This is a genomic window from Paenibacillus sp. Negev47, assembly GCF_058313655.1.
In genome coordinates this window covers 79,410-102,621 of record NZ_JBZFQG010000001.1, presented here as the reverse complement: position 1 = coordinate 102,621, position 23,212 = coordinate 79,410, and the positions used below count along the sequence as shown (strand labels likewise).

General features: G+C 35.3%; 39 protein-coding genes. All 39 read right to left on the bottom strand.

Annotated elements, in window-relative coordinates; translation table 11 throughout:
* Positions 1-9 precede the first annotated feature (9 nt).
* The gene (locus AC4G47_RS31170) at positions 10-342 is read right to left on the bottom strand and encodes a hypothetical protein (protein WP_491106879.1); all 333 of its coding nucleotides are present in this window, start codon (positions 340-342) and stop codon (positions 10-12) included.
* A gap of 2 nt (positions 343-344) precedes the next feature.
* Positions 345-551, bottom strand: coding sequence for a hypothetical protein (locus AC4G47_RS31165; protein ID WP_491106878.1), 207 nt, complete (start codon positions 549-551; stop codon positions 345-347).
* 24 nt (positions 552-575) lie between these two features.
* Complete coding sequence (locus AC4G47_RS31160) at positions 576-950, bottom strand: hypothetical protein (RefSeq protein WP_491106877.1); 375 nt, start codon at positions 948-950, stop codon at positions 576-578.
* A gap of 18 nt (positions 951-968) precedes the next feature.
* Entirely contained in the window at positions 969-1,574 is a 606-nt protein-coding gene (locus AC4G47_RS31155; protein WP_491106876.1) for a hypothetical protein, read from the bottom strand.
* A 29-nt stretch (positions 1,575-1,603) separates the two neighbouring features.
* Positions 1,604-1,738 (bottom strand): hypothetical protein, encoded by a 135-nt coding sequence (locus AC4G47_RS31150; protein ID WP_491106875.1) that lies wholly within the window; start codon positions 1,736-1,738, stop codon positions 1,604-1,606.
* Positions 1,739-1,778: 40 nt separating this feature from the next.
* A complete protein-coding gene (locus AC4G47_RS31145) occupies positions 1,779-2,318 on the bottom strand; it encodes a hypothetical protein (RefSeq protein WP_491106874.1) in 540 nt (179 codons plus the stop codon).
* A 25-nt stretch (positions 2,319-2,343) separates the two neighbouring features.
* A complete protein-coding gene (locus tag AC4G47_RS31140; RefSeq protein WP_491106873.1) occupies positions 2,344-2,793 on the bottom strand; it encodes a DUF4262 domain-containing protein in 450 nt (149 codons plus the stop codon).
* Between the two features lie 15 nt (positions 2,794-2,808).
* On the bottom strand, positions 2,809-3,759 hold the full coding sequence (locus tag AC4G47_RS31135; protein ID WP_491106872.1) for a hypothetical protein: 951 nt from the start codon (positions 3,757-3,759) through the stop codon (positions 2,809-2,811).
* Positions 3,760-3,854: 95 nt separating this feature from the next.
* Positions 3,855-4,106 carry a hypothetical protein gene (locus AC4G47_RS31130; RefSeq protein ID WP_491106871.1) on the bottom strand — a complete coding sequence of 84 codons (252 nt, stop codon included), beginning with the start codon at positions 4,104-4,106 and terminating at the stop codon, positions 3,855-3,857.
* A gap of 112 nt (positions 4,107-4,218) precedes the next feature.
* Positions 4,219-4,638, bottom strand: a complete 420-nt coding sequence (locus AC4G47_RS31125) for a DUF3846 domain-containing protein (RefSeq protein WP_491106870.1) — start codon at positions 4,636-4,638, stop codon at positions 4,219-4,221.
* A gap of 22 nt (positions 4,639-4,660) precedes the next feature.
* A complete protein-coding gene (locus AC4G47_RS31120) occupies positions 4,661-5,386 on the bottom strand; it encodes a DUF2786 domain-containing protein (protein WP_491106869.1) in 726 nt (241 codons plus the stop codon).
* Positions 5,387-5,693: 307 nt separating this feature from the next.
* Positions 5,694-7,058 carry a DUF262 domain-containing protein gene (locus AC4G47_RS31115; protein ID WP_491106868.1) on the bottom strand — a complete coding sequence of 455 codons (1,365 nt, stop codon included), beginning with the start codon at positions 7,056-7,058 and terminating at the stop codon, positions 5,694-5,696.
* Between the two features lie 422 nt (positions 7,059-7,480).
* Positions 7,481-8,041 (bottom strand): hypothetical protein, encoded by a 561-nt coding sequence (locus tag AC4G47_RS31110; protein WP_491106867.1) that lies wholly within the window; start codon positions 8,039-8,041, stop codon positions 7,481-7,483.
* Between the two features lie 19 nt (positions 8,042-8,060).
* Positions 8,061-8,228 (bottom strand): hypothetical protein, encoded by a 168-nt coding sequence (locus tag AC4G47_RS31105; RefSeq protein ID WP_491106866.1) that lies wholly within the window; start codon positions 8,226-8,228, stop codon positions 8,061-8,063.
* Between the two features lie 14 nt (positions 8,229-8,242).
* Positions 8,243-8,836: a hypothetical protein gene (locus AC4G47_RS31100; RefSeq protein WP_491106865.1), complete on the bottom strand. Its 594-nt coding sequence runs from the start codon at positions 8,834-8,836 to the stop codon at positions 8,243-8,245.
* Between the two features lie 52 nt (positions 8,837-8,888).
* A complete protein-coding gene (locus AC4G47_RS31095) occupies positions 8,889-10,100 on the bottom strand; it encodes a hypothetical protein (protein ID WP_491106864.1) in 1,212 nt (403 codons plus the stop codon).
* A 73-nt stretch (positions 10,101-10,173) separates the two neighbouring features.
* Positions 10,174-10,761 (bottom strand): hypothetical protein, encoded by a 588-nt coding sequence (locus tag AC4G47_RS31090; RefSeq protein ID WP_491106863.1) that lies wholly within the window; start codon positions 10,759-10,761, stop codon positions 10,174-10,176.
* Positions 10,762-10,844: 83 nt separating this feature from the next.
* Positions 10,845-11,249: a type II toxin-antitoxin system VapC family toxin gene (locus tag AC4G47_RS31085; protein ID WP_491106862.1), complete on the bottom strand. Its 405-nt coding sequence runs from the start codon at positions 11,247-11,249 to the stop codon at positions 10,845-10,847.
* A complete protein-coding gene (locus AC4G47_RS31080; protein ID WP_491106861.1) occupies positions 11,246-11,518 on the bottom strand; it encodes an AbrB/MazE/SpoVT family DNA-binding domain-containing protein in 273 nt (90 codons plus the stop codon). The genes AC4G47_RS31085 and AC4G47_RS31080 overlap by 4 nt, the downstream gene beginning before the upstream one ends.
* 153 nt (positions 11,519-11,671) lie before the next feature.
* Complete coding sequence (locus tag AC4G47_RS31075) at positions 11,672-12,037, bottom strand: hypothetical protein (RefSeq protein WP_491106860.1); 366 nt, start codon at positions 12,035-12,037, stop codon at positions 11,672-11,674.
* A gap of 23 nt (positions 12,038-12,060) precedes the next feature.
* Positions 12,061-12,627 carry a hypothetical protein gene (locus AC4G47_RS31070; RefSeq protein WP_491106858.1) on the bottom strand — a complete coding sequence of 189 codons (567 nt, stop codon included), beginning with the start codon at positions 12,625-12,627 and terminating at the stop codon, positions 12,061-12,063.
* Positions 12,624-12,914 carry a hypothetical protein gene (locus tag AC4G47_RS31065; protein WP_491106857.1) on the bottom strand — a complete coding sequence of 97 codons (291 nt, stop codon included), beginning with the start codon at positions 12,912-12,914 and terminating at the stop codon, positions 12,624-12,626. Before AC4G47_RS31065 ends, AC4G47_RS31070 begins: the two co-directional genes overlap by 4 nt.
* Before the next feature lie 92 nt (positions 12,915-13,006).
* Positions 13,007-13,168 carry a hypothetical protein gene (locus AC4G47_RS31060; protein WP_491106856.1) on the bottom strand — a complete coding sequence of 54 codons (162 nt, stop codon included), beginning with the start codon at positions 13,166-13,168 and terminating at the stop codon, positions 13,007-13,009.
* Positions 13,169-13,192: 24 nt separating this feature from the next.
* A complete protein-coding gene (locus AC4G47_RS31055; protein WP_491106855.1) occupies positions 13,193-13,627 on the bottom strand; it encodes a hypothetical protein in 435 nt (144 codons plus the stop codon).
* A gap of 108 nt (positions 13,628-13,735) precedes the next feature.
* Positions 13,736-14,662 carry a hypothetical protein gene (locus tag AC4G47_RS31050; RefSeq protein ID WP_491106854.1) on the bottom strand — a complete coding sequence of 309 codons (927 nt, stop codon included), beginning with the start codon at positions 14,660-14,662 and terminating at the stop codon, positions 13,736-13,738.
* 25 nt (positions 14,663-14,687) lie between these two features.
* Positions 14,688-14,849, bottom strand: a complete 162-nt coding sequence (locus AC4G47_RS31045; RefSeq protein WP_491106853.1) for a hypothetical protein — start codon at positions 14,847-14,849, stop codon at positions 14,688-14,690.
* An 85-nt stretch (positions 14,850-14,934) separates the two neighbouring features.
* Entirely contained in the window at positions 14,935-15,144 is a 210-nt protein-coding gene (locus AC4G47_RS31040) for a hypothetical protein (RefSeq protein WP_491106852.1), read from the bottom strand.
* Between the two features lie 2 nt (positions 15,145-15,146).
* Positions 15,147-15,476 (bottom strand): hypothetical protein, encoded by a 330-nt coding sequence (locus tag AC4G47_RS31035; RefSeq protein ID WP_491106851.1) that lies wholly within the window; start codon positions 15,474-15,476, stop codon positions 15,147-15,149.
* A 77-nt stretch (positions 15,477-15,553) separates the two neighbouring features.
* Positions 15,554-15,847, bottom strand: a complete 294-nt coding sequence (locus AC4G47_RS31030) for a hypothetical protein (protein ID WP_491106850.1) — start codon at positions 15,845-15,847, stop codon at positions 15,554-15,556.
* A 509-nt stretch (positions 15,848-16,356) separates the two neighbouring features.
* Positions 16,357-16,587 carry a hypothetical protein gene (locus AC4G47_RS31025; protein WP_491106849.1) on the bottom strand — a complete coding sequence of 77 codons (231 nt, stop codon included), beginning with the start codon at positions 16,585-16,587 and terminating at the stop codon, positions 16,357-16,359.
* A gap of 78 nt (positions 16,588-16,665) precedes the next feature.
* The gene (locus AC4G47_RS31020) at positions 16,666-17,235 is read right to left on the bottom strand and encodes a hypothetical protein (RefSeq protein WP_491106848.1); all 570 of its coding nucleotides are present in this window, start codon (positions 17,233-17,235) and stop codon (positions 16,666-16,668) included.
* 86 nt (positions 17,236-17,321) lie between these two features.
* Complete coding sequence (locus AC4G47_RS31015; RefSeq protein ID WP_491106847.1) at positions 17,322-17,528, bottom strand: hypothetical protein; 207 nt, start codon at positions 17,526-17,528, stop codon at positions 17,322-17,324.
* Positions 17,529-17,617: 89 nt separating this feature from the next.
* Positions 17,618-17,983, bottom strand: coding sequence for a hypothetical protein (locus AC4G47_RS31010; protein WP_491106846.1), 366 nt, complete (start codon positions 17,981-17,983; stop codon positions 17,618-17,620).
* An 89-nt stretch (positions 17,984-18,072) separates the two neighbouring features.
* Positions 18,073-18,549, bottom strand: coding sequence for a hypothetical protein (locus AC4G47_RS31005; protein WP_491106845.1), 477 nt, complete (start codon positions 18,547-18,549; stop codon positions 18,073-18,075).
* 105 nt (positions 18,550-18,654) lie between these two features.
* Complete coding sequence (locus AC4G47_RS31000; protein WP_491106844.1) at positions 18,655-18,900, bottom strand: hypothetical protein; 246 nt, start codon at positions 18,898-18,900, stop codon at positions 18,655-18,657.
* An 85-nt stretch (positions 18,901-18,985) separates the two neighbouring features.
* On the bottom strand, positions 18,986-19,390 hold the full coding sequence (locus AC4G47_RS30995; RefSeq protein WP_491106843.1) for a hypothetical protein: 405 nt from the start codon (positions 19,388-19,390) through the stop codon (positions 18,986-18,988).
* An 84-nt stretch (positions 19,391-19,474) separates the two neighbouring features.
* Positions 19,475-19,894: a hypothetical protein gene (locus AC4G47_RS30990; RefSeq protein WP_491106842.1), complete on the bottom strand. Its 420-nt coding sequence runs from the start codon at positions 19,892-19,894 to the stop codon at positions 19,475-19,477.
* Positions 19,895-19,977: 83 nt separating this feature from the next.
* Positions 19,978-20,214, bottom strand: coding sequence for a hypothetical protein (locus tag AC4G47_RS30985; RefSeq protein WP_491106841.1), 237 nt, complete (start codon positions 20,212-20,214; stop codon positions 19,978-19,980).
* Between the two features lie 289 nt (positions 20,215-20,503).
* Complete coding sequence (locus tag AC4G47_RS30980; protein ID WP_491106840.1) at positions 20,504-20,728, bottom strand: hypothetical protein; 225 nt, start codon at positions 20,726-20,728, stop codon at positions 20,504-20,506.
* Positions 20,729-23,212: the final 2,484 nt, after the last annotated feature.

Genomic DNA, 23,212 nt, shown 5'->3' with positions numbered 1-23,212 from the left:
GATCAACTCCTATCGTTCTTTTCCGAATACAATTCCTAAATAATTAGGCATGATCACCTCTGACCAATGACTCAACTCACCATGTTGACTTCTCTGACTTTTGAACAGTTCAATTTCATCTTCAGTTGCTTTCCGTTTGAAAAATTCTGGCAACCAATCATTTCTGTATATCTCTTCAAACTTACCATCAATAAGTAACATCGTTTCTGTAACGTAAAACTTAGATTCAATCTCAAAAGGATCATTGTCTCTCTCAGAAACGATTAGCATCACATTAGTTTCAGTACTGCCATCTTCGTTTTCATGATCTGAAGCGTAGAAACTGCCAATTTCAATAACCATAATCACTTTCCTTTCTTATCAGACAGGTTGTTGTACTCAATACCTCTCTGATCTTTCACAATTCGCTTGGCTCTTTCAATATAATGTTTTTGGTGCTTAATGGATAGATCATCAAACATATCCCAAAACATTTCCATTAAAACTATGTCTCCAGCAATGTTGGCAATTTCCTGCAATGTTTCTCTATTCTTTTCCTTTGGTGTGGTCATAGTTACCTCCTTTCTTATGTGACATTACTTGAAGCTACACTTCTCGTACTTCTTGGCCTTATATTTTGAATCGCGCACAATCGATTCAGCAAGACCAAAACGTTTGCCAGTAATCCCACAATTTTCGCACTTCATGGTATCATAAGCACTAATTCCTTTAATAATGGTGACAGCATTTGTTTTATACCAATCGTGATCAGCTTCAGTTTGTTTAGGTTTGCAATCCAAGACCTCTACGCCAACAACCTCACGTGCTCTTTCACCAGCTCTTAGCGTATTGTTGAAGTTGTTAATAAGATCATTTGCCCATTCATTAGGATCATTTTCGCGGCAATCATATTCTTCATGCCAAGCGTCATCATATCCAACATGTTTAATTTCAATTTTAATTAAAGCCATTCCTGTTCATCCTCTCTATTAAACTTCAGACAATTTAACCCTGATCAGTTTTGGTGATGTGCCCCCATCCTTCACAACGTCACTGTAAAGCCACTTTACAATCACACCTTTTTCAAGGTCTTCAACAGAATCATCTTTGCTAAACTCGTAGATTGTAGCATCTTGAATTGATGTTACTATTCCAGCAGCCATACCAAACATGCTACCTGTAACATTCGTCTTGCAGTAATATCCTTCATCAGTCTTAATAACGTACTTTACATTAACATTCATACTACTTGTATCGCGTATAGAAACTTGATCAAGATTATTATTTTGAACTGTAACAACAAATTTCTTATCAGGGAATTTCTTTTCCAGTTCGATGAACTTAACAATTTTTTTTGTATTGACTGAGAAGATGATCCATTCATATTCGATAAACTTAGAATCATAGTAGTCTTCAACATACGCAATCAACTTGTCATCAGATTCACCTTTTAAAAAATAATGATTAACCCCATCTTTCACCTTCAATCCATGAAGACCCACAGAATCGAGCACCGCTATATCTTCAGTTTCAATGTTGTTTAGATAATTTTCCAACACAACAGATTTGCCTTTTGCCCCTTCAATAATGATCATTCTTTCACCTCATTCATGTGTTATGTAATCTAATCCAAACAACGAGATATGGTTTGAATTTTCCTTCCATCTTCTTCAAAACCACGATCTTTCATTTCTTCAGCAATATCACTAATCAGTTCTTGCAGCTCCGAATTGCTCATTGCAGTCACGTCAATATCCATCTTAATTCACTCTCCCCACTATACGAAATCGAGATTTTATTTAACTCACTTCAGCAGCTAATACTTCCACTGCTACTTTATTGCCGATGAATTGATTGGCCTGATCATCCCATGTCCAGTACTTAGGATTGCGACCAGCTATGCATTGTTTCTTCCCAGCAACTTCTTTCGTGTAGTAAGCGAACTCAGGATACTTAAGTAGGAATCTATATGCTCTACCTCTCTTACCTTCGCTCCATGTAATTCTCATTTCCGATTCATAATTGAGACTGTTACAAAACTCTCTGACGCATCTCACGGATGTCATTGCAGCTTCAAGTCCACCTGTACCAGTACTAACATTGTGATCACGCTTGCCCATTGTCCACTTGTTGCCTGTACGTTTGTTATCGCCTACATGTATAGCAACTACCCATATGCTACGAATTTCTGCATGTATTCGTTTGTTTGGCTTTGTCCATCTACGTCTAAACCACACACTCAATACTTGTCCATTACTCATTGTGTAGCAATGTCTAGTGCGGTTTGGACGTTTTGTAATAACTTGATTTTCTAATTTGGTCACTCGCGGTCTTGCCAATTCATTGCACCTCTTTTATGTTTATTTAATCCTCATGTTGATTTTTCGCGAAATCGTAATCGTCAATTTGACATTTGTAAATTTCTTCACACGCTTCATCTTCAGGGAAGCAACCAATTCCATCAGGGAAGATTACACGCAATACCCTTCTTCCATTCTCAGTAAAGGCTTTAATTAGAACGTCATAGTTTGCAATTACATTATCGTAGCGCTTACCATCTTCATATTTAGCACCCTGTTTGATGTCATTAACCATGAGAGTAATAATTTCATGCGCCATTTCAGGAGGTATAACCGCTAATGTTATTTGCAAATTATCATGTCCATGCATATAATCCAGCCCATGCGTATTAAAGTTCGCATGCTTTCCATCATATTGTGATGCAGGAACAGCTCTTACAATGAAGCCATACTTTTCAATCAGGGCCTTTTCTTTAATCCGCATTTCAAAAATTCTCTTTTCAAGATCATTCATATGCTTCTCTCCTATTCAATTCTTTTCATCATTTTTCATTTCCTGTACCAATGTTCTGAAATGAAAGCACTGAATATTATATCCACCAGCACCTATAGTTCGTACTGTTACTTTACCTTTTTCTCCAATGATAACTCCATTCAGGTTACCTTCCCCACCAATACGCAATCCTTGAGCGTCAATTATTTTGCCTACTACATCATGAATCCTATTGATTAAATCAAGCATTTTCCACTTTTTTTCTTCTTCAAGCTGCTTGTTTAACCAAGCTAAACTCTTTTCTTCGTCACGCATATCATTCATTTTAAGGACTGTTGCTCCAGCATAATTCAACAATCTTTGTTGAACGTACTTTTCAGAAAGCCCACGTTCATCCAAGTAGTTATCCATTGGCTTTCTTGGTCTAAGATTCGACATTTGATAGCTGCTTCGATAATACTCAATAATTTCCCCATTCTCATCAAGATACTTTACATACTCAGGAGATGTTTTAACGCATTCTTCTTTAGCATCCTTTACATCCTGTTTTAAGTTCTTGTAGTATTGCGGGAATGATTTGTACTTACGAACATGCCATTCATACGCTTTATTCTTCCACTCTTCCAGAAAGTCTTTAATAACTTGTGGTGCATTGTTATGTAAGAACCTTTCTTTTTCAAGTGCTAAGTTCAAATCCCTTTCTCTTCTCGCAAGAATCTCTTCTGCATCCGAAAGTTTTCGGTGTGCATTTTTGATATCTTCTTGTTTAGATTTGATATCGCATATTTCATAATAATACTCTACTGCATTTCCATCTTGATCCCTCTTAGCTGCTTCTACATCGTTAAGATCAATTTCAACACCAAGCTTTTGAAGTGCAGCAACCTTCTTCTCTAGCTGTTTTTTATGTCTTTCAATAGTAGATTTAATCTTGTTTACTTTTTCGGAAGATTTATCAACCTTTTCTTTAAGATCATTCACAGCCATATTGATCTCCTCCTTAATTTCGTTCTATTTAAATTCGCTACAACATAATGTTACTTCGTTCCAACACGACGTTCCTTGATTGTTACACGAACTCTTTATACTTGTTTAAAAAATTCAGTTACATCAATTTCCAAAGCCTTTGCCAGTATAACCAAATTCATAAAATCAGGTTTACCCTTGTTTGACTCATTCATGTAACTGTATGCAGCATTGATTTTAAGTGGTGTAACTTCCGTTATATATGAAGGTTTAAGATTTCTCTCCTTGAGAACTCGCTTGATATTCTTCTTCACAACGAGATAATCAACTTCATTATAGTCATTCCATTTTTTTATAACTTCTTCCATCTATTTCATCACCCATAATGAGTATACTACACAATAATTAATATTACAACATTAATTATGTGGTTTTCTCAAAAGAAATGGTAAGGCACTTATAGCACCTTACCAACGTTGATTACAGCTTATTCATTTCTTGTATAATTGTAATAGCTTCTTCTTCAGTAAGTGAAATAAACTCTACACCTTCTTCTTTAGTCACAAGCACATTTCCTACAAAGTAGGTATTGCGGAACCTAATATTGATTTTGGAATCAAAGCTTGGTTCCTCATTCACAAGGAAAGAATATCCTTCGAATGGGTGACTTTGGTGTCTTTCAACGTATCCTCCTACAGCTGACTGAATACCCTCTAATGTGTTGTCCATCATGTCTGCTCTTGCAGGCTTATTTGGCTCTTTAATTACAATCAGCACTTGCTCTGCACCGCCTGAGTGATTATCACAGGTTCTTTCTATGTATCCTTCTGGATTAGGAGCTAAGATTGTCTCTTGTCTCCATTCATTCCCGCAATAGCATTTAAACAACTGACTTTTCATGTTTGGGTTATTCCCGAATATGTTACTCAATTCTTTCAGCTCCTTTATCTAATTTGTCAGCGCCATAGTTGAAGTTCTTGCCATCTTCATAGCCTTTAGCTTTTGCATCAATATCACCACTGACCTTAATGTTCCACCCTGCACCTTTGACTAACTTTAAATCTTTATAAGCTTGTTCCACTAATTCATGAGTTATTAACGCAAGTTCAAAGCCTTGTGTTTCAACTTGTTCATCAAACTTCGTTTTCAATCCCTCTAGATAACCTCTGATATATGAATTTCTCAAAGGCACACTTCTATTAGAAGGATATCCATCAAATAGTCTTTGATCTACATATAAATTTACATGATACATAATAGATTTGCATGCGAAATCGTATACTTCTCTCGCGATTTGAACATCTTCTTTTAAACCCAAGATGATGATTCTTCTTTTCTTGTTAAATGTTGCAGATTTATACCATTTACATCTGAAATTCTCTGCTATTATTTTAACCAATTCTACTTCCCAAAATTTCAGTTTCACAAAGTTGGTTAAAGGTTTTTCAACAACTTCAGGATTGTCTCTGTAAGCTTTTTGTTCCTTTGTCATTGTTGAATCACTAATATCTTGCATGGACAAATTATGCTGAATGAGAAGTCTTTGAGCTAAAAGCAAAGCTTCCAACTTTTCAGCGTCAGTTGCACCAGAATTTTCGGATTTAACAAAAAGGTTGCGTATACTTTCTCTAATGTTGTTTCTAGCCACTACTGCACATCCTTTCACTCATAATTATACTACTATCATTTCTACTGTCAATAGAATCAACGGTAAAAAAGATTCACTATTATACTTTTAATTCGAAAGCCTATAAAGATCATTGCGAAGAAAATCAAGGGGAACAACGACCATATCTGACCAAACATATTGAGGTGTCCATAAGACCATCCCCATTCTATAACTGGATACCACCATACAACAAAGAACATTAGAATTAACACTGCTACCATAAATTCCTCCTAAAACTGAATGTGACAGCGTATAAGCTACGCTGTCACATCTCTGAAGTTATATGTTATTTATCATCGCCTATCTTAACTGAACCGTCATCACTCAATTCTGACTGATTGGGATCAGGCTTCGAATCAGCACCAGCTCCAGCGGCTTCAGCGCCAGCCTTTTCCAATTCCTCTTGTGCCCGTTTCTCGGCGTTCTCAATTGCTTTATCAACTGCTTTTTCAATGTGAGCATCATAATCTTTTTCAAGAGCTGCAATACGTCCTTTAACGCTTGTAGATTTGGTGCTTCCTGCTGTTGTGAATCTTCCATACTCTCCTGATCCTGATTTGTAACGGCTATCAAAGAATCCTTTAACCCAAACGCCGAAAGCTTCAGCAGGGATAGCTTGTTCGATTGCTTTTCTTGCAGTCAAGAAAATCATTGGCACGTGGATTTTCTTCGTGAACTTAGTAATTGCTTTCATATCAAGATTACCTTTTCCATCAGTCTTCACGAATTGTTTCAATGCTGCTTCAAGGTATGCTGTTACTCTTTGGAACATTTGCTTCGTTTCTACATCAATTTCATCTTGTTTTAGAGCCATAATGAAAGCGTCAATTTCTTTCGAAGATGTACCAGTTTCACGCCCCATAGCTAATGCCAGAATTTGCATAATCAATTCGCTATCAACGCTTCCGTTACGTTGTTTTTTACTGAGCGATACGAATTTTGAGAAGAACTCAGTTGAAGCAACTTCATTAATGAAGCCCATAATTTCTTCTCCAGCTTTTGCACGAAGCAATTCAATCTTAGTCAATGCAGTACCACCGTTCAAACGTTGGAACAATTCTTCACGTTGTTCGGATGTGATATTCCGAACAGTTACAACGAAAAGGCTGTAATCATTAAATTCTTCTTTCAACTCTTTCGGCAAATCTCTGTAGAACATCCCTTCGACTTCAATAAAGAAGGGATTACCGTCAACATCTTCTGCTAATACAGCTGGTGTATCTTTCTCAAGTGCGAATTCGTTATTGTAGAATCGCATGATAGCAGTCAAACGTTGCTTACCATCAAGCATCCAAATGAAGTTGTCTGCATCCGATTCTTCTGTGAAAAACTGTGGAATAGGATAGTTGTCAAGGACTGAGTGAATCAGCATGCTGTTTTGTTCATCACTCCATACATTGTTACGTTGTATCGCAAGATCAAAACGAAGCCTTTTACCCTTACGAAGCATCGTGCTAATCTTCAATTCGCTTGGAGAGAGTTTCATTTTACCTTTAACTTTTTCGTTCCCAATCACCACACCGCCTTTGTTGTCATTAGTCACATCAGTTGTTGGAGGTGTTGTTGGAGGAGTTGCCGCAACAGAGGTAGGGATTGATGGAATAGATGGTGGAGTTGGAGTTGATTTAGGGTTGTTTTTTTTCGTAGACATTTATTTGTCCTCATTTCGATTTAGTTTATTTTATTATCATGATAAGTTATGTTTATTTTACACCAGTTATATGTTAAAGACATTTTACCATGTGGTGTGTACAAAGTGCAATGGATTTGTTACAAAAATTCCCTTTAGCAATTATTCATTCAATTCCACATTACCCCTCTACCTTGTTCGCTTCATCTAAGTTAAATTATAAAACATTCGATTTCTACTGTCAATAGAAATGGGTATATATCTGTGGATTCATGATCATCACTTTTCAGTTCCGACAAATTTGTTCGATTTCTTCAAAATGTCGATTTTAAAACCCTTATATTCACTGGTTAAAACAGCTGCAAAATCGTAAATAAAATATGCATTTCATATAAGGTGTACAACGACACACCACTTAATCAATGTGTCGTGCTTTTCTGAAGTTAATATAATTTATCAACAAGAAAAGCTATACCTCTTTCATCAACATCTATTTCTAATATTCTTCTCAAGTAAGTGATGTTAGCCTTAATGAAAGTTTTAGAGAAATTGTTGGCATCCCTCTCCCTTCTTGAGATCGTCATATATATGGTGGGATGAATTTCCCTTATAACCCAATATAAGTACTCCCTTACTTTGTTAGAAGGAAACAGGTTAGTCTTCTCTTGGTGTACATGTCTCAATTCGTGTGTCATAGTAGATATAAAGAGGATTTTCCTTATGTCAGATATAGAATATTTGTCACTATAACGCTCATAACCTCCTTCGTCAGACAAATAGTATGCAACTATGTCATTCACAGGATCATAAAGCGCATTCATACTTGGATTCAAATAATCTTTCAAAATAGTATTGTGCCAGTTCTTTTCTTTTAGATAGTTGCCCATCTTTTCTTTATCGTCAAAAAGATGTATTTTTTCAGGAAAGTAAGTTTCGTCAAAAATGTTAAAGAATGTTTCCAGTTGTTTATCCGTAAAGTCATTTGTAATATTAACAATTTCCATAGATTTGATTCCCCTTCGATCAGTGAGCAACTTTAATTGAGCGCATTGTTTCTGCATCATCTACACTCACGCTGTAACTCTTACCTTGTTTAAGCAGCTTGTCACCAAGATTGTAATCTTCCATCATTACTACCATTGTTTTATTCGCGTTGATTGACTTAACACTGTGATTACGTTGTTTGAACATGTTTATTCCTCCTGTTATAGTAAAACCGTTATTTCCCTTGCTTGCTGCCTTATTTTAGCTTGCAACATTGGTATTTCATTTTCTATATGTTTTATTTGTTTTTCCCATCTCTTTAGTTGATTGACTAGATTTGTGATTTCAGCATCAGTCTGAGCATTCATAATATTGAATCGCAAAGGATATATATGTGCATTAGCTTCTGCAATTCGGTAGTCTTTATGATCTAATGCAGTCTTTTCCTTTGCTACAAGTGCATTTAAATTTTCATGCATAAGACGCATCATGTCTTTTTCTATATTTTTAGGAATCCTGAATTTTGATCTTGTATGTTTTCTTACCGAAATAATCACCTCATAATCCAAACTCACATTAATTTCTGCAACGAAATCTTCACCGACAGGAACCCCATAACAATGACTTCTGTTTTGTGGCTTGCCAGATTCTGTGGTTACGCACAAGTATGTTGCCATTTTAAGATATTTTCTAAAGAAAAGTAAAGCTTCATCCTTGTCAAGATCAAACCTTTCTTGTGCACGTACATATGCATGATGAGTCATGCATATCGTATCAGGATTCAATTGCGGCGTTGTAGTTTGATTAGTAATCATTTTAATTCTCCTATCAATCCATTTTATTATATTTCTAATGTTTATGTTCATTTTATTTCACTGCTTTACATCTTGTTAAAATGGTTTGTTTAACTCCTTTGAATTCCTCATGGCCTTTAATCGTTCCAGCAATCGTGACTGTTTCATCTTCTGGCAATATTCCTCTATCAGACGTGCAATACCATACAAACTTATTACCTGTTGTTTCATCTAACATTGTATGAATATAGGTGAGTCCATAGTACCCTTCATTGTAAAACACATCTTCTATCTTCACTGTTACCTGAACTTTTTGACCAACTGCACCTATGTAATTGCTCTCTGGAAGTGATTTTTTATCTGCTAATTTCTTCGATGTATATTCTTCTTGCTGTTTAGCAATCTCTAAGCTTTTCAGGTAAGTTCCAATTAAACTTGATGCAATCCCTATATTCTTTCTGTCTAGTCCTGTTGTAGCACTTACCACTTTAAGATTGTGCATGTAATTATCCAAATGTTTACCTTCAGCTGTTTCATCCTTCAGCCACTGCATTGCAGCTGCTACTAGCGCCGTAGCTTCCTCTGTGAATGATTCAATTAGGTTGCCCCTTGCGAATGTATGCTTGTCTGGATACATTGCGTCTAATGCTCTGTAGCAAGTTGGAGTTTCATTTGCATTAGACATTGCTTTGCTCAAGTATCCATGACGCAAAGTAATCTCTGCTACGTACTGTAAATATGTTTCTGTATGAATTAAGGTACTACCGCCGTTAGATTCTGTGGCCTTGTCAGCTGTTTCTAGTGCATCTATGAGATATTCAGCATACCTTGCATAGTTTTCTGGATCAGGATGCCCTACAAAGTCCTTCAGGCAGCTCTTGCCAACTTGGAATATCTCACCGTGGCTGTTTTGCACAAGATATGTGTTGTTGCGTTTACGGTCAGTGTTACAGTGCTCACAGATTGATTTTGCTGTTCTATACTTCACTGGGATATCCGCTTTAGGCATAGACTTGATTACGTTTCCTTCAGGCAAGTGTTGAATAGTGCCAAGGAAGCCATAACCCTCAAGGACAGGGCTTTTACCATGGATCATAACATGTATAAGTTTGGTGACTGTTTTATCCTTGTTGATTACTTCGGAATCGCCTACAGTCTCTATTACAATTTCAGGCATACCCATCTTCACAGCTTTCTTGTTTAAAGAGTTTATCTTTTTGTTAAGCGTAGGCATGTTCTCTACTGGAACATGGAACGTTGATTTAATTTCTGGCATTTCATTCATTTTACACACCTCTTTCATTATATTTAACATCTGTTTTATTTCTGACACACGCTATTAATCGTGTGTCAGACACTTACATTAATCCAAGTTTTATAAGCATGATTGATTTTCTCATATGAACATGCTCTAATCTAAGCGTCCCTACAGTAGAGTGTTTTGAATACTCTGAGTCATCGGAATCTTTGATTAAAGTGAAGAAGCGTTCAACTTTATTTGAGAATTCTTCAGAAGTCCATCCTTTTTCTATTGCTTTTTCCGCTGCAATGAATAAAATCGGAAAGTGTGCTTTTCCTCTCGCTTTACGTACACGTTCCAGTGTAGGGGCTAGATATTCCACAATTTTTAACATCTGTTCTTTATCTAAAACGTTATTCTTATCTGTAGTTGTTACGTCTGAAGAAGTGTAGTAGCTCATCACACTTTTAGATAGCAAGTCTGAATCTCTGTTTAAGTAATAATAAATAGTTCTTAATGACTCTTCTCTAGCAATTGCACCTGTCAGTGATTCATTTTTATTATAGCTTTTTAAATAATAAGTTTGTAATACATCAGCGATTTTTTTAAAAACACTCATAAAATTCTCATTAGTGATATTCAATAAAAACTTTGTTTTTAATTGCGGTATTTCAAAGTCGCTCATATCAGGTTTTTTATCCTTCATTGTTTTTCTCCTTATTTCATATTTACAATCCTGTTTAGGAATGTATTTCTAGCGCTGAACGTGTTCAGCACCAGTATATATCCCTAAGATTTTAATTGATCTGGCTTATAGTACTCACAGCCAAGCTTCTTAAAGTCGTTATCCCATGTGACTACAGCAATACCACTTGCAATAGATTTCGCACTGAGATAACAGTCTACAATGTCTATGTTGCCTTGATTTTTAAATGTTTGCAAAGCGAATCGCATAAAATCATCTTCTAATTTTATATTATCAACCGTTGTTAGATGAAGTAATGCATCACCAACCCTGTCATTGGTGATCTTGAATACTGATTTCAGTATCCAACATGTTTCAATGATGACAGGGGAAGGTATGATCATTTCATACTCACCAGATTCAAGCATTTTTGATATGCCTTCATATTGTACTTTGTCGTCTTTGGTAAGTATTCTTACAAGTATGTTTGTATCTGCTAACAGTTTCATTTTGTATCCCCTTTACTGTAACTCTCACCTACAAATCCTTGTGCGGCTTCCCTAGCTTCTTGAAAGTCGTACTCCTGATCTGTTTTAAGAATGCCCACAACATCAAGCAAACTCTTTTTCTTGCTTACTTGAATCTTTACCTCTCCATTGTCATCCATCAAGAAAAGAATTTTATCATCCTTTGCAATGCCTAAATCTCTTCTAATCTCAACTGGAATTAACATTTGGCCTTTTGAAGTAACCTTGCCTGATTCATACACTTTAATCACATTAACACCTCCAGTAACACAATTATACAATGTAACACTTTGTAAGTAAAGTATTACTTTTTAGGCTGTGTAATATACATTGAGTATATTTTTTTTGGAATTGCATTTCTAACGCTGAGTGATTTCAGCGTCAGTATGTAAGCCCAAAGTTGTTTAGGATTGATTTTTTCTGATAAGTTTCACATCAATAAGCTCTCTGTGTTCTGAAAGGTCTAGAACATCAAATGGTATGCTCAAGAATATCTCTTTATCTTCATCTGACAGGTCTTTGAAAGGCTTAAAAATGTAACTACCGTCACCAATAGTGTTATTTATATATTCCCTTATAGTTGTGACAACCTCTTTGCCGTCAATGATTACATTGTCAATTATAGAAATTGCCAAACCATTATGCGTTGACATAGATTGTAGAGGTACAATGAAGTTTAGTTTGTGTATAGCGTCCCATTCTCTTTCTGGCTTTCTTTCTCCAATTTCAAGTTTAATTAATTCTGATATTGTAAGCTGCTTCTTTTTCATAGTATCACCTCATTAGTTTAAAATTAGTTGTTTTTATGCATCTTAGCTTTACCATTCACAAGTAAGTGTTCACCGTTCCATTGTACTTCATTGATCTGTGTAATTTCCCATTTCTCATCGATCTCAACATTTATGATAGTACCAACTTTGACAACAGTTCCACTTTGGAACTTGTAAGAATAAAATGGATATTCTGCTGGTTTGAACTTTTCATATTGTTTATTTTGTTTATACTTCTCATAATCTTTATAGTATTCAGCAGTTGTTTCAACACTGGTATGTTCTGATGTTTCAATGTTCGGATACATCGAGTACTCTTCAGCTGTTATTTTAGAGCATTTAATATTTTCTGATTCTCCAACATTCAGTTTCATGAACAGACCAAAATCGTCAGCAATACCTATATCACCCACACGAACCTTGTTTACATCCACACCTATTCTACTCATCAGTTGTGGTACAGAAAGCAAATTCTGATCTTTAAAATGTATGTCACACTTTCTGTCCTTCATTTCTTCACTACTAATTACACCTTCCCACACTTGCAAATCTTCCTCGCCGTTATACTGCCAAGTCAGTTTACCACTCATGTTAATTCCTCCTGTGTTTTAGGATATAAACGTACTGGCATTTCAGTTACATCATACACAATCGACTGATAAGCGCTGTCGTTGTCTACATAGCTGTTAGAAATAAGATCAAAAACAACTGTCACCATTTCTTCTATAGACATATCTTTTTCTTCAAAATCAAACATCATTGTTTGTTTGTTTTCTTGAAGCTCTTTAGTTATTGCATCTTCAAAGCTTTCACCTTGCAAGACATATTCTTCGCTAAATCCCTCATCGTTTACTTCAATGACTAGATAAGTACGCAACACTTATTCACCCTTTCTGTTTTGCTATCTTGCAACTTCCATTGGAACATCTAAGTGAAACTGTTTAGATGTTCCTAGCAAATTACAGATTCTTATTTTCTATTCATGTCTTCAATCACTTCGTTCAGTGGTTTAATCTCTGGTTCTTTATGAATCTTTACCTTACCTTCGATAAGAGGTAAAGCTTTTTCAATTTCATTTTTCAAGTGTTTAGCGGCGTTCTCAGAATCCATTTGGATAACTACACGATACATCTTTATTCTCCTCCCTACATTTACTTATATTTGTGAGTTTAAATATAGTGTTTTACTTTCCCACAATGATGTCCTGTCAATTTCCACCTTGCTATTACTCTCATTCATAACAATGCATATTTCATTGTCTATTATTTCATATATTACAACATACATATCCCATCCTGCATGATACAAACGTTTTGACGCTCTCCACGATTCATCACTTAGATTGAACCTGTTCCCTTTAGTTTCAATACTCTTTGGATTTGGGTTTATAAAATCACATTGAATATTATTGGACTTAATGTACTGGTAATAGTTCATTAGCATTACCATGTCGCCAGCGGATATATTTTCTTCGTGATCCACTTCGTTAGTTGTGTTATTAAATGTGCTAAGTGTACACACACCATCATATTTTTGCTGTGAAATTTGCATTGTTCTATTGTTGTTAGCTTGAAACTCAATTTTCTCCATATTGTCTCATTCTCCATTCTTATTATCTTTTAGAATATCACTATAACGCAACTTCCATTGAACCATCTAAATATATCTGTTTAGATGGTTCTAGCAAATTACCTTAATTTACTCTTTACTGTACACAACTTTTCTACCATAAGTGATTTTAGAAATGTGTTTACATGTTAAAACTTCATTTTCCGCATCTCTCCATTGTCCAGCTTCTAAATATTTTAACAATTTATCACCTTGTTTACTTGTAGAAAAATCATAATCAGTAAAATAATCTTTGTTGTTCAGCTTTCTTAAAAGCCTTTCTTTATCAAGTCTATCTGTTATTTCTTTGCTTTTATACATGAATTCAACTGTTACAGTCTTGGCCCCTTCTAACTCTCTCAATGCGTTATTTAATTGCATTTCCCAATCGTCCAGTACTTCATTTTTACTAATGACTGTTTCTACTTCATGGCTGAAAGATTTTATATTAATATAAGAGTCTTTCAGTCCTTCAAAATAAGACTTTACATACTCTTCAAAGTCTATTAATCCATAAAGGATGTCAGCGCACTTTTGTTTACTTATCAACTCTTTAAAGACTGGCTTCTCTACTTTTCCACCGTTGCTTAACATAATATTTCTGGCTGCTTCTTTTACCTTGCCCTTGTCTTCACTGTTTAATTCTGTTATCGGAAGTGACTCATAAAATGCAGGGAAAAGGAATTCTGTAACTTTCTTGTTGTATTCCTCGATTTTGCTGTAAATATCATATGTGTTGTTTGGATAATCTTTTTGTTCCAAACTACCTACATTTAAGCCATGTTGATTAATGACATAAACGTCGCCATTTGATACAATCGCATATGGGATTAATTTTGTATCAAGATCAGAAATAAAGTTGATGTTATCATAACCGTAGTCACCGAATACACATTTTCCTGTCCCAATAGCAACCTGTGTAAACAACATATGCTGTCTAGCTCTGTCAATTGAGAATTGTTGTTCGTTAGATAGTACCTTTTGTACGAATTCATTTAATACTGTTGTTGTTGTCATCTTATTTTTCTCCTATCGTTGTTTATTAAACTTCGTTGTTAGAATGTTTTTGTGCATATTCCAGACGCTTTCTTGACTCAGCTTCTGTTACATCCAATGTTCTGGCAACGACTTGAACAGCCTTGTCGAATCCCCATAGTGCAATAAATTCATGAATACCATCGGTATGATACACTTTGTTTTCCATTATTCAACATCATTCCTTTGATTGATTTTTTCTTGCGACTTCCATTGGATCATCTATACATTGCTGTTTAGATGATCCTAGCAAGCTACAAAGTTGTTTTAGGTGTTATAGTAATAGCGTATCCTTCAACTTCTACCATAAGTGCAGATATATCTTTTCTTTCCAGTCCACTGCCACGATACTTATTGAGAACAACATTTTCAGCTTCTGATTCACTATTTGTAACAACAAATTCACTCAGGTAGCCGCTACTGTCGTCTGACGATGCGTAGGTAACGTGATACAAATTCATCATTATCACCCTTTCCAACCTATGATATGATTATTGTCTAAAGGTAATCTATTGTATCCAATATCTTCAAACAATTTTATCGTTTCATTACATATATAACTTTTGGTTTCTGGAACTGCTATAACACCCCATTGCACCACTTCATTCCACGATACACCATCAGTAAACAGTGACCAATGATCGATTCCACGTGATCCATAATCGAATCCACCGTAAACCTTAATATCGTCAATCAAGTAGATTAATTCAGTATCATCTTTCCCTGAAGCCATCGAAGAGTCATCTAAAAGCAATTCTTCAATATGTTTTTTGTATTGTTCTTTAGTAATACTCATGCTTTCACCCCTCATTACATTATATTGCAACTTCCATTGGGCTACCTAAACAATTCTGTTTAAGTAGCACTAGCAAATTACAATTCAGCTTTCTGAAACCTGTTTTTTCTCTCAGCTGCATATTCTTTTTTGAAAGTTTTTACAAACCATCCGTTAAAGTTTCTCAATTCAGCAAAAGAAGCATTGAAGTTGTTTTTGGCTTCTCTCCACTCTGGCATTAGCTTAACATGATCAGGTGTGCCGCCAAGTGGCGATACTCCATATTTTTTAAATCCTCTTAACTTAGCAGAATCAGCATTGTTTTTTCTTTCTAAACTCTGTTGAACTGCCTTTGCTTCATCATAAGAAAGCATGCTGTTTGTTATTGACATACTTGTTTTCACTCTCCTGATTCATTATACGATACTGCAATCATCAGGCAATGTTTGTTTGCCTTTTGAGAATCCGAATATTTTCGGCTTCCCTGAAACATTCAAACGTTGCTGTTTAGTTGAAATACATTACAACTAAAGTAATGACAAACTGGATTGTAGCTATTCCACTAATCAGTGTTACTTTGTCTTTCAATCTGTAATCGGCAGGGAAAATCTTGAACATTGTTGGATTCCTTCTTTCAGTTTTAGTAGGCTTTGAAGCCCCCATGATACCGCCTAACACTTGTTTAAGCGGCACTAGCAGGATTCAAATACATTCCCATTCGACTATCTCAAAATTATTGCATCTAGCAAAAGATTTTGCTTCATCCATTTCATAAAACTTTACCCTTGATTCCTGACCGCCTGTTTTACACTTGAACTTAATTTTCCACATTATTTTACTTCTCTCCTGTCTAATATTGATTATCGTAAGTATGATCAAGACTGTTTAACAAGGTTCAAACTTACCACATATGTTCAGGAATGTTTGTTGTAGTGTCACGCAATTCAATACTCATATCTTCGTCATCGACCATTTCCATTACTTGGTCATATCCTACAACCTTCACAAAGCCACATCTTCTATAACCTTTTCCTTTGATGTGATACCATCTTGAAAGGTTGTGTTTTTTGTAAGTAACCATCATTTCTACAATTTCTGTAGACATAATTTCTTCTTTAGTTGGTTTTGTCATCTGCAATCACCCTTTTCAGTTTGGTAGGTGTAAACCTCCATAATACCGCTTAAAGTCTGTTTAAGCGGCACTAGCAAGTTACGCTCCAATTTTGTTCAATACGTTATAAAAGGTTCTGTTATGAGGGCTATCCAAGTCTTTGCATACATCCATGATGAAGGCTATTAGTCCTGCATAACCATTCTTTGCCTTAACTTTAGTTTTTAAAAATTTGTACGTGTATTCGTTGCATTCCTCAATTTTCAAGATTGTTGTACCATGATCGTTCAAGACAACAAGTTTACCATTGAAGAATCCAAAGTGTAGATGCTTGATAACTGTTTTGTCATCGTATTTGTACAATCTGTATTTCTCCATAAGCTGGAACGTGTTAGCTTTAGGTTTCTGCTGTTTGGCAATGTCTAACGTTTCTGCCTTAACAACTTCAACACTATCACCGTTAGTAGCAAGCCAGTATTTAGAATCTTCATTGTATACACGCTTTTGTTCTTTCTTCAAAAACTCGATAGAATCAAAAGCACAATCTAATGATTGACTGTAAAACTGAATACGCTTGTCACGATCCTTGAACATGTATATCCCATCTTCAACCTTCTTAATAGCTGTAGCGTAGTCATCAATGTCCAAAATTTTTTCTTTAATAGTCATCTGCAATCATCCTTTAGTTTTAGTTTTGGAATTGTTTAAACTTCCATGGAATACACAAACTTTCCTGTTTATGTATTCTTGCAAGGTTAAATGGTGTACACAATATATTCATTAGTTTCGGCTACTTGAATATAATTAGCTTCTGGCATTTCTTCTTTAGTTAGTAATGCATATTCAACTTCTGCATCTTCAACTAGTGTGAAAGTACCCTCAGCCCACCAGTAAATATCTTCAGCGTTCATATTCATCAATTCAGCTAATACTTTTCCTTTTTTAGCCATAATTTCGTCCATCTGCAATCATCCTTTTTTATTTGGTTTTGGAGTTTCTAAAATCTCCATTGGTGCATTCAAACATCGCTGTTTAAATGCCCTAGCAAATTTTAGTATGCATTTATTTCCTGTTCGATCTTATCTTGATATTCTCCCAGAAACCGCTTTAACTTTTCTGCAATGCGTCCACATTCTTTATATGCTCTTAATGCTTGCCTACTAGCAATGTCGTAACCAAAGTTAGTACAAAAGTGTTTGAAATTCTCGCTTACCTTGTATTCATCTGCATTTCTGATTAATGTATGAAGCACATCTATTTGACTAGGTTGTGCATTGCTGAAATGCATGACAGTTAACTGTTTTCCTCTAAATCTCAAAACAACTTTGTATTGCTTCATAGCGTCTCTATAATCGTTATACTGTCTTTGTTCTACCTCTTTGATCACTTTGGGCTTAACCCTCTTTGCTGTTTTCATTGCAATCATCCTTTTTGTTTGGTAGGTTCAAAACCTCCATCGGAATACATAAGCACTTCTGTTTATGTATTCCTAGCAAGTTTTAAAGATTAGATATTCCAAGTAATAACAACATCAACCATTAAGTCATAGTATGTATGTTGTGTATTCATTAAATAATGTCCTTTCAGCCATGTGGCGCGGTGGTCACTATTCATAAAATAAAACAGACTATTAAAAACCTCTGTTTGTCCTTCATCGTGATTATTAACAATGAAGTTTTCTATATAATCGGCTTGAGTGTAAACAACAATATTTAAATCTTCATTCTCAATATCTTGGTTATGTTCTCTGATATCATCAGCAATCCATTTCAAGCCATTAAGAAGTGATTCTAAAGTAAAGTTGTTTTCCATCATGTTAGCTGTATCGCCATATTCATCAACAACAGCTTTACGAATTTGATCCCCTAAATCTTCCATGCGGTCATACTCTTTGGGGTAATCAAAACAAGATGCCCAACCATACTGACTTTCTAACTGTTTTTTCTCCATAATCAATTTTACGATTTCTTTAATTGTATCCATCTGCAATCATCCTTTTTGTTTAAATTTTTGGGATTATTAAAATCTCCATTGGTCTACATAAACAATTCTGTTTAGGTAAACCTAGCAAATTTTAAGTTCATTTTATTATTCTTCTGGTACACCATATTCGGATGGAATTTCTACGTTGCATTCATCGCATATGAAAGGTTCACCTTCAAAGTGAATGAATGCTTTTTCGATATTATCATGATCCTTGTTGGCGCTTGTGGGGCAAAGAATTCTGCCATCCATATCAATATAAGTCAACGTATATCCACCTATTGACGATGTTTCAGGCAACATTCCATTATTCGCTTTGATCATTTGTTTGATATCAACTCTACTTAACATCTGCAATCATCCTTTAGTTTTAATTTGAGATTTAAAAACCTCATTGGAACACTCAAGCATTTCTGTTTAAGTGTCCTAGTGGATTTTAAATGTCTAACATTTCTTTCTGCATCTGCTTGATAAGCTTGTTAATTGCTTTCTTCATTTCATTTCTCCCATTTCCTTCAGTTCCAAATGTCTTTACTGGTACTTCTGGATAACCGTTTCTTTCCTGATCAAAAGGACGTTCTTCGAATCCATTGTCAAAGTCTCGCATTACATAACGTTTAGAATCTGTTTCAATGAATTTCCCATCTAACTTTGGTGAAATTGTTACAGTCATGTCTCTGTTAAATTCCTTCAATCCATATGATAGGAAATGATTTAAACGCTTCAAGTCTCTTTGAAAATATTCACCTCTAGCCTGAACAATCTCAATTGAAAATCTCGCATCAACCTGATTAAATCCACCTGCATTAAAATCAACAAGTACATGTATTTCGTTCATCATCTGCAATCATCCTTTAATGTTTGATAGGGTTAAACCCTTCATTGGAATATCTAAACATTTCTGTTTAGACACCCCTAGCAAGGTTTAAACTATAGTGCGTTTAAATGTGAATGTTTCGTTCTCTAGCAGAAATACACGTTCAGGATTGGAGAAACCACAATCCTTTAATATACTTTCAGTACCTCGTGGCCCTTGCCCATAAAATCCTGCACCTACTCCATGCAGTACAATTTTGAAACCGTCAGTATGTGTCAGCGTGAATATGTAGGCATGTGGTAACTTGTATTCCATTTTGGCTACTGTAAAGCCAAACATATCAACATGCTTTTTGATAACGTCCCACAATGCCAAGCATTCTTTTGTCCCACCTTTTGCGTGTGGTGCAAAAGCAATGTCCATAATTACGTCACCTTTTTCTAGGTTCTGTAACCGCTTGGCAAGGCGTTTTGTTCCATATTGTTTAGAATCTACATTACCCTTATGTTTTCTGTATGCTGTTACCATCTGCAATCATCCTTTTCGGTTTTGTTTGGAAATTAATTTTCCATTGGAACCTCTAAACATCGCTGTTTAGAGTCCTAGCAAAATTAATTTGATTCTGTTAAATATGCAGGTTTAACTTCATGTTCTATATATCCATACACTTCCATAGGCGATAAGTTTTCTTTTGCTGGTACATAATCTTCTTCTATTTCCCATTTTTCATGCTTGAACCATTTGGTCATGACAGCACATTCACATGTACCATCCGTGTAATAAATTACAGAAACAATAACATTTTTTGTAATTTCTACACGTTCTTTTAATTTTACAACTTTACTCATCTGCAATCATCCTTTTAATGTTTAGTAGGTTTTAAAACCTCTATTGATTCCGCTAACACTGTTAACGGAACCTAACAAGTTTTATTTTACCACTTTTGCGGTCGTGGGTTACCTATGATAGTTCCCACTATCGTCAAATCCTTTTTGGACTGGATATCCTTCCATTTCAAACTGTTAATTAATTGTTGCGTTCTGCTCATCTGCAATCATCCTTTTTGGTTTAGTTTAGGAAAATTTAAATTTTCCATTGGAACACATAACCATTGCTGTTTATGTGTCCTAGCAAAATTTAACCCTCGCAATAAAGATATCCATTGTCATCTAACCAAAACGCGAATGTGACACCAGCTTCCATTTGTTCGTGGACATGATCCACAATACGTTCTTGAACTGCTGGTTCGAATAGTGCTTTCAATTGTTCAAGTTCTTCACGCTCACATTTAATCCATTCAGGATCATTTCCAGAATCCCAGTTCCGTGTATTCACCATTGCATTCTTCATCACGCTATTCATTTCATTCATCCTTTTTCATTATATTTTACACTTGTGCAGTGTTTTCAAAGTCCAACTGTTTAGACTCTCAAAACACCACACACTAGACAGGATACACAACGTTTGACCGCTCCATATCCTGTCTAACATGTGATTAAGGATGATGATTGCCCTTTATAACCCTACTGCTCATATCGTCGCATTCAGGCTATAAAGACCGCTGTTTTCTGGATTCGCGGTTTCCTTTGCAGTTTTCAAAGAGTATGCAATAACTTAAATGGCGTATCGCGCTTTATGCCGTGCAGGGTTTTCTATGGCTTAACCCCGAAACCGATTCATTATACTTTACACCTGTAAGGGTTATGTTCTTGTGTCGTTCGTGTGTGTCTCCCTTACAAGACTTACTATACAGGATAACTTTTAATGTTGCAACATTAATTCTATACTTTTCACAATTTGTACATATTCGTTCAAAAGTATGATATTTCGTTAACTAACGCATTACATGCGTTTTGATATGTGGTATATACGCGTGTGCGTACACACACATACGCACACATACGCACACATTATTAGTAGTCGCTTACACACTCTCTATATGCCCTATTCTGTCGAATGACCACGCAATTAGTAGTCTAGTATGGGTAATGATATAAGGCATCCTAGAAGGCTTAATAAAGCGCTTACATACATGGACGTCATTATCTCTCTATATCTGTCGGTGACACGTCCACATATATACAGTATATACGTTCCTATACTATGTGTCGTTATCGATTACCATCTAATTCCATAATATCATAGATATCTATTTACATTATATGTAATATAGCAACTGCTCATATTTGGATTTTACTTCCAGTTAATGCCGGCTATCCATAAATGGATATAGATTCATATATTATACATATATTTACTATTTATATAAATGTGTCTGATATGTGAACAAATATTGGATGTATTATCCAGTGATTCTATTAGCAGTAGAATAGACGTTTTTGAGCATATATGAGTGATGCCATGCATGAATATACATGTAAGCGTACTTTCATACACTATTTATGCATATTTATTCATAGATTTCGGGAAATAACTAAAATGAAAGCGTTTGCAAACCGTTGGTACTACTGGTTATTTCCCAATGTAAACGCTTTCGTTCGATTAGAACGATGTATAAAGGTTTAGTCGGGTTAGTGGTCACCTTGATTGATTTGAGACGGTTATAGATGGGAACATATGAGTGCTTGACAATATAGTATATGTTGTGATTCATATATTTTTACCATCCTTTCCCATATATGATAGATTACATTTCTTGGAATTATCTAGATTGTACACAATTAAATTTCTCTTGATGTTATCTTTAGTAATGCATTAAATATACATATAATATACATTTATTTAATTTCTATAAATTAGATTGTACACAATATAGTTTTACAAGATTCAGTTGGTTATGACCTAGTGCGAGATATATAGATGACGCAATTAGATTGCGTACAATATAGTTTTCTATCATTAGATTTGGTACGGTTTTATTTGGGATGATAAGATTTTATCTGACAGAATTGCGAGTGATATAGTTGTGGGAAACGGGTTTGGTGTCTTCAGCAGATTTTGCGCTGTTTCAATATACGTCAACTTAGCTCACATAAAAGCTACATAGTAAATTTGACACAATTCTCACATATTCATGTCAGCTATTCTCAGCCGGTTCTTGACCACCTATTCCATGCCTATTTTAGCCATATTTTGGATATTCATAGTGTCCTGATCGGTCGGTGTCGTCAAACTATAATTTTACGTCATGAATATGGGGGGTGGTTACAACTTTTACAACCTTTTACAGCTAAACATACCCCATGGGCACACCAACAGACCGACCTCGCAATCATTTCGGCCCTGATCCCGTTCTACGCCTTTGATTATGTACCTTAACTCCTACACCCATCGATCCAGATCACGTCTTACATGCGATTCTAGCCGTTTTGACACACACGTAAACCCACAAACACGTTAACGTAGACTCCTTTGTTTTACTAAGGAGAAACGCCAGATCAGGGAGGGGGTATATTTCAACTTTTGGACATCAATTATCACTTTGAGCATACCGAAGTACCTTATATTTTAATAGATTTTACGTCAATTATATTTGACTTCATTATATATACTAAAAACCAATACTCCTATTATACGACTTTCCAGAACAACTCTCAATGAATTTTGACCAACCGACCCAAAATCCGACATCCAGAAATTTACATGGCTCGATATGGATTTACATAGCAAATTTCTTATTATTTACATGTAATTAGTTTCACTGCTTTCATTCTATATATAGTTATTTATTACTTATTTTATGCATTTGTCATACATTTGTCGTACAAGATTTATCCTGTTTGTCATACAAGTGTCATACAACTTGGTTTTGTCGTACATTTGTCGTACATTTTGCTCTAAAAAGCCTTGTTTTTGTATGACAAATGTGATACAATGGCTATATTG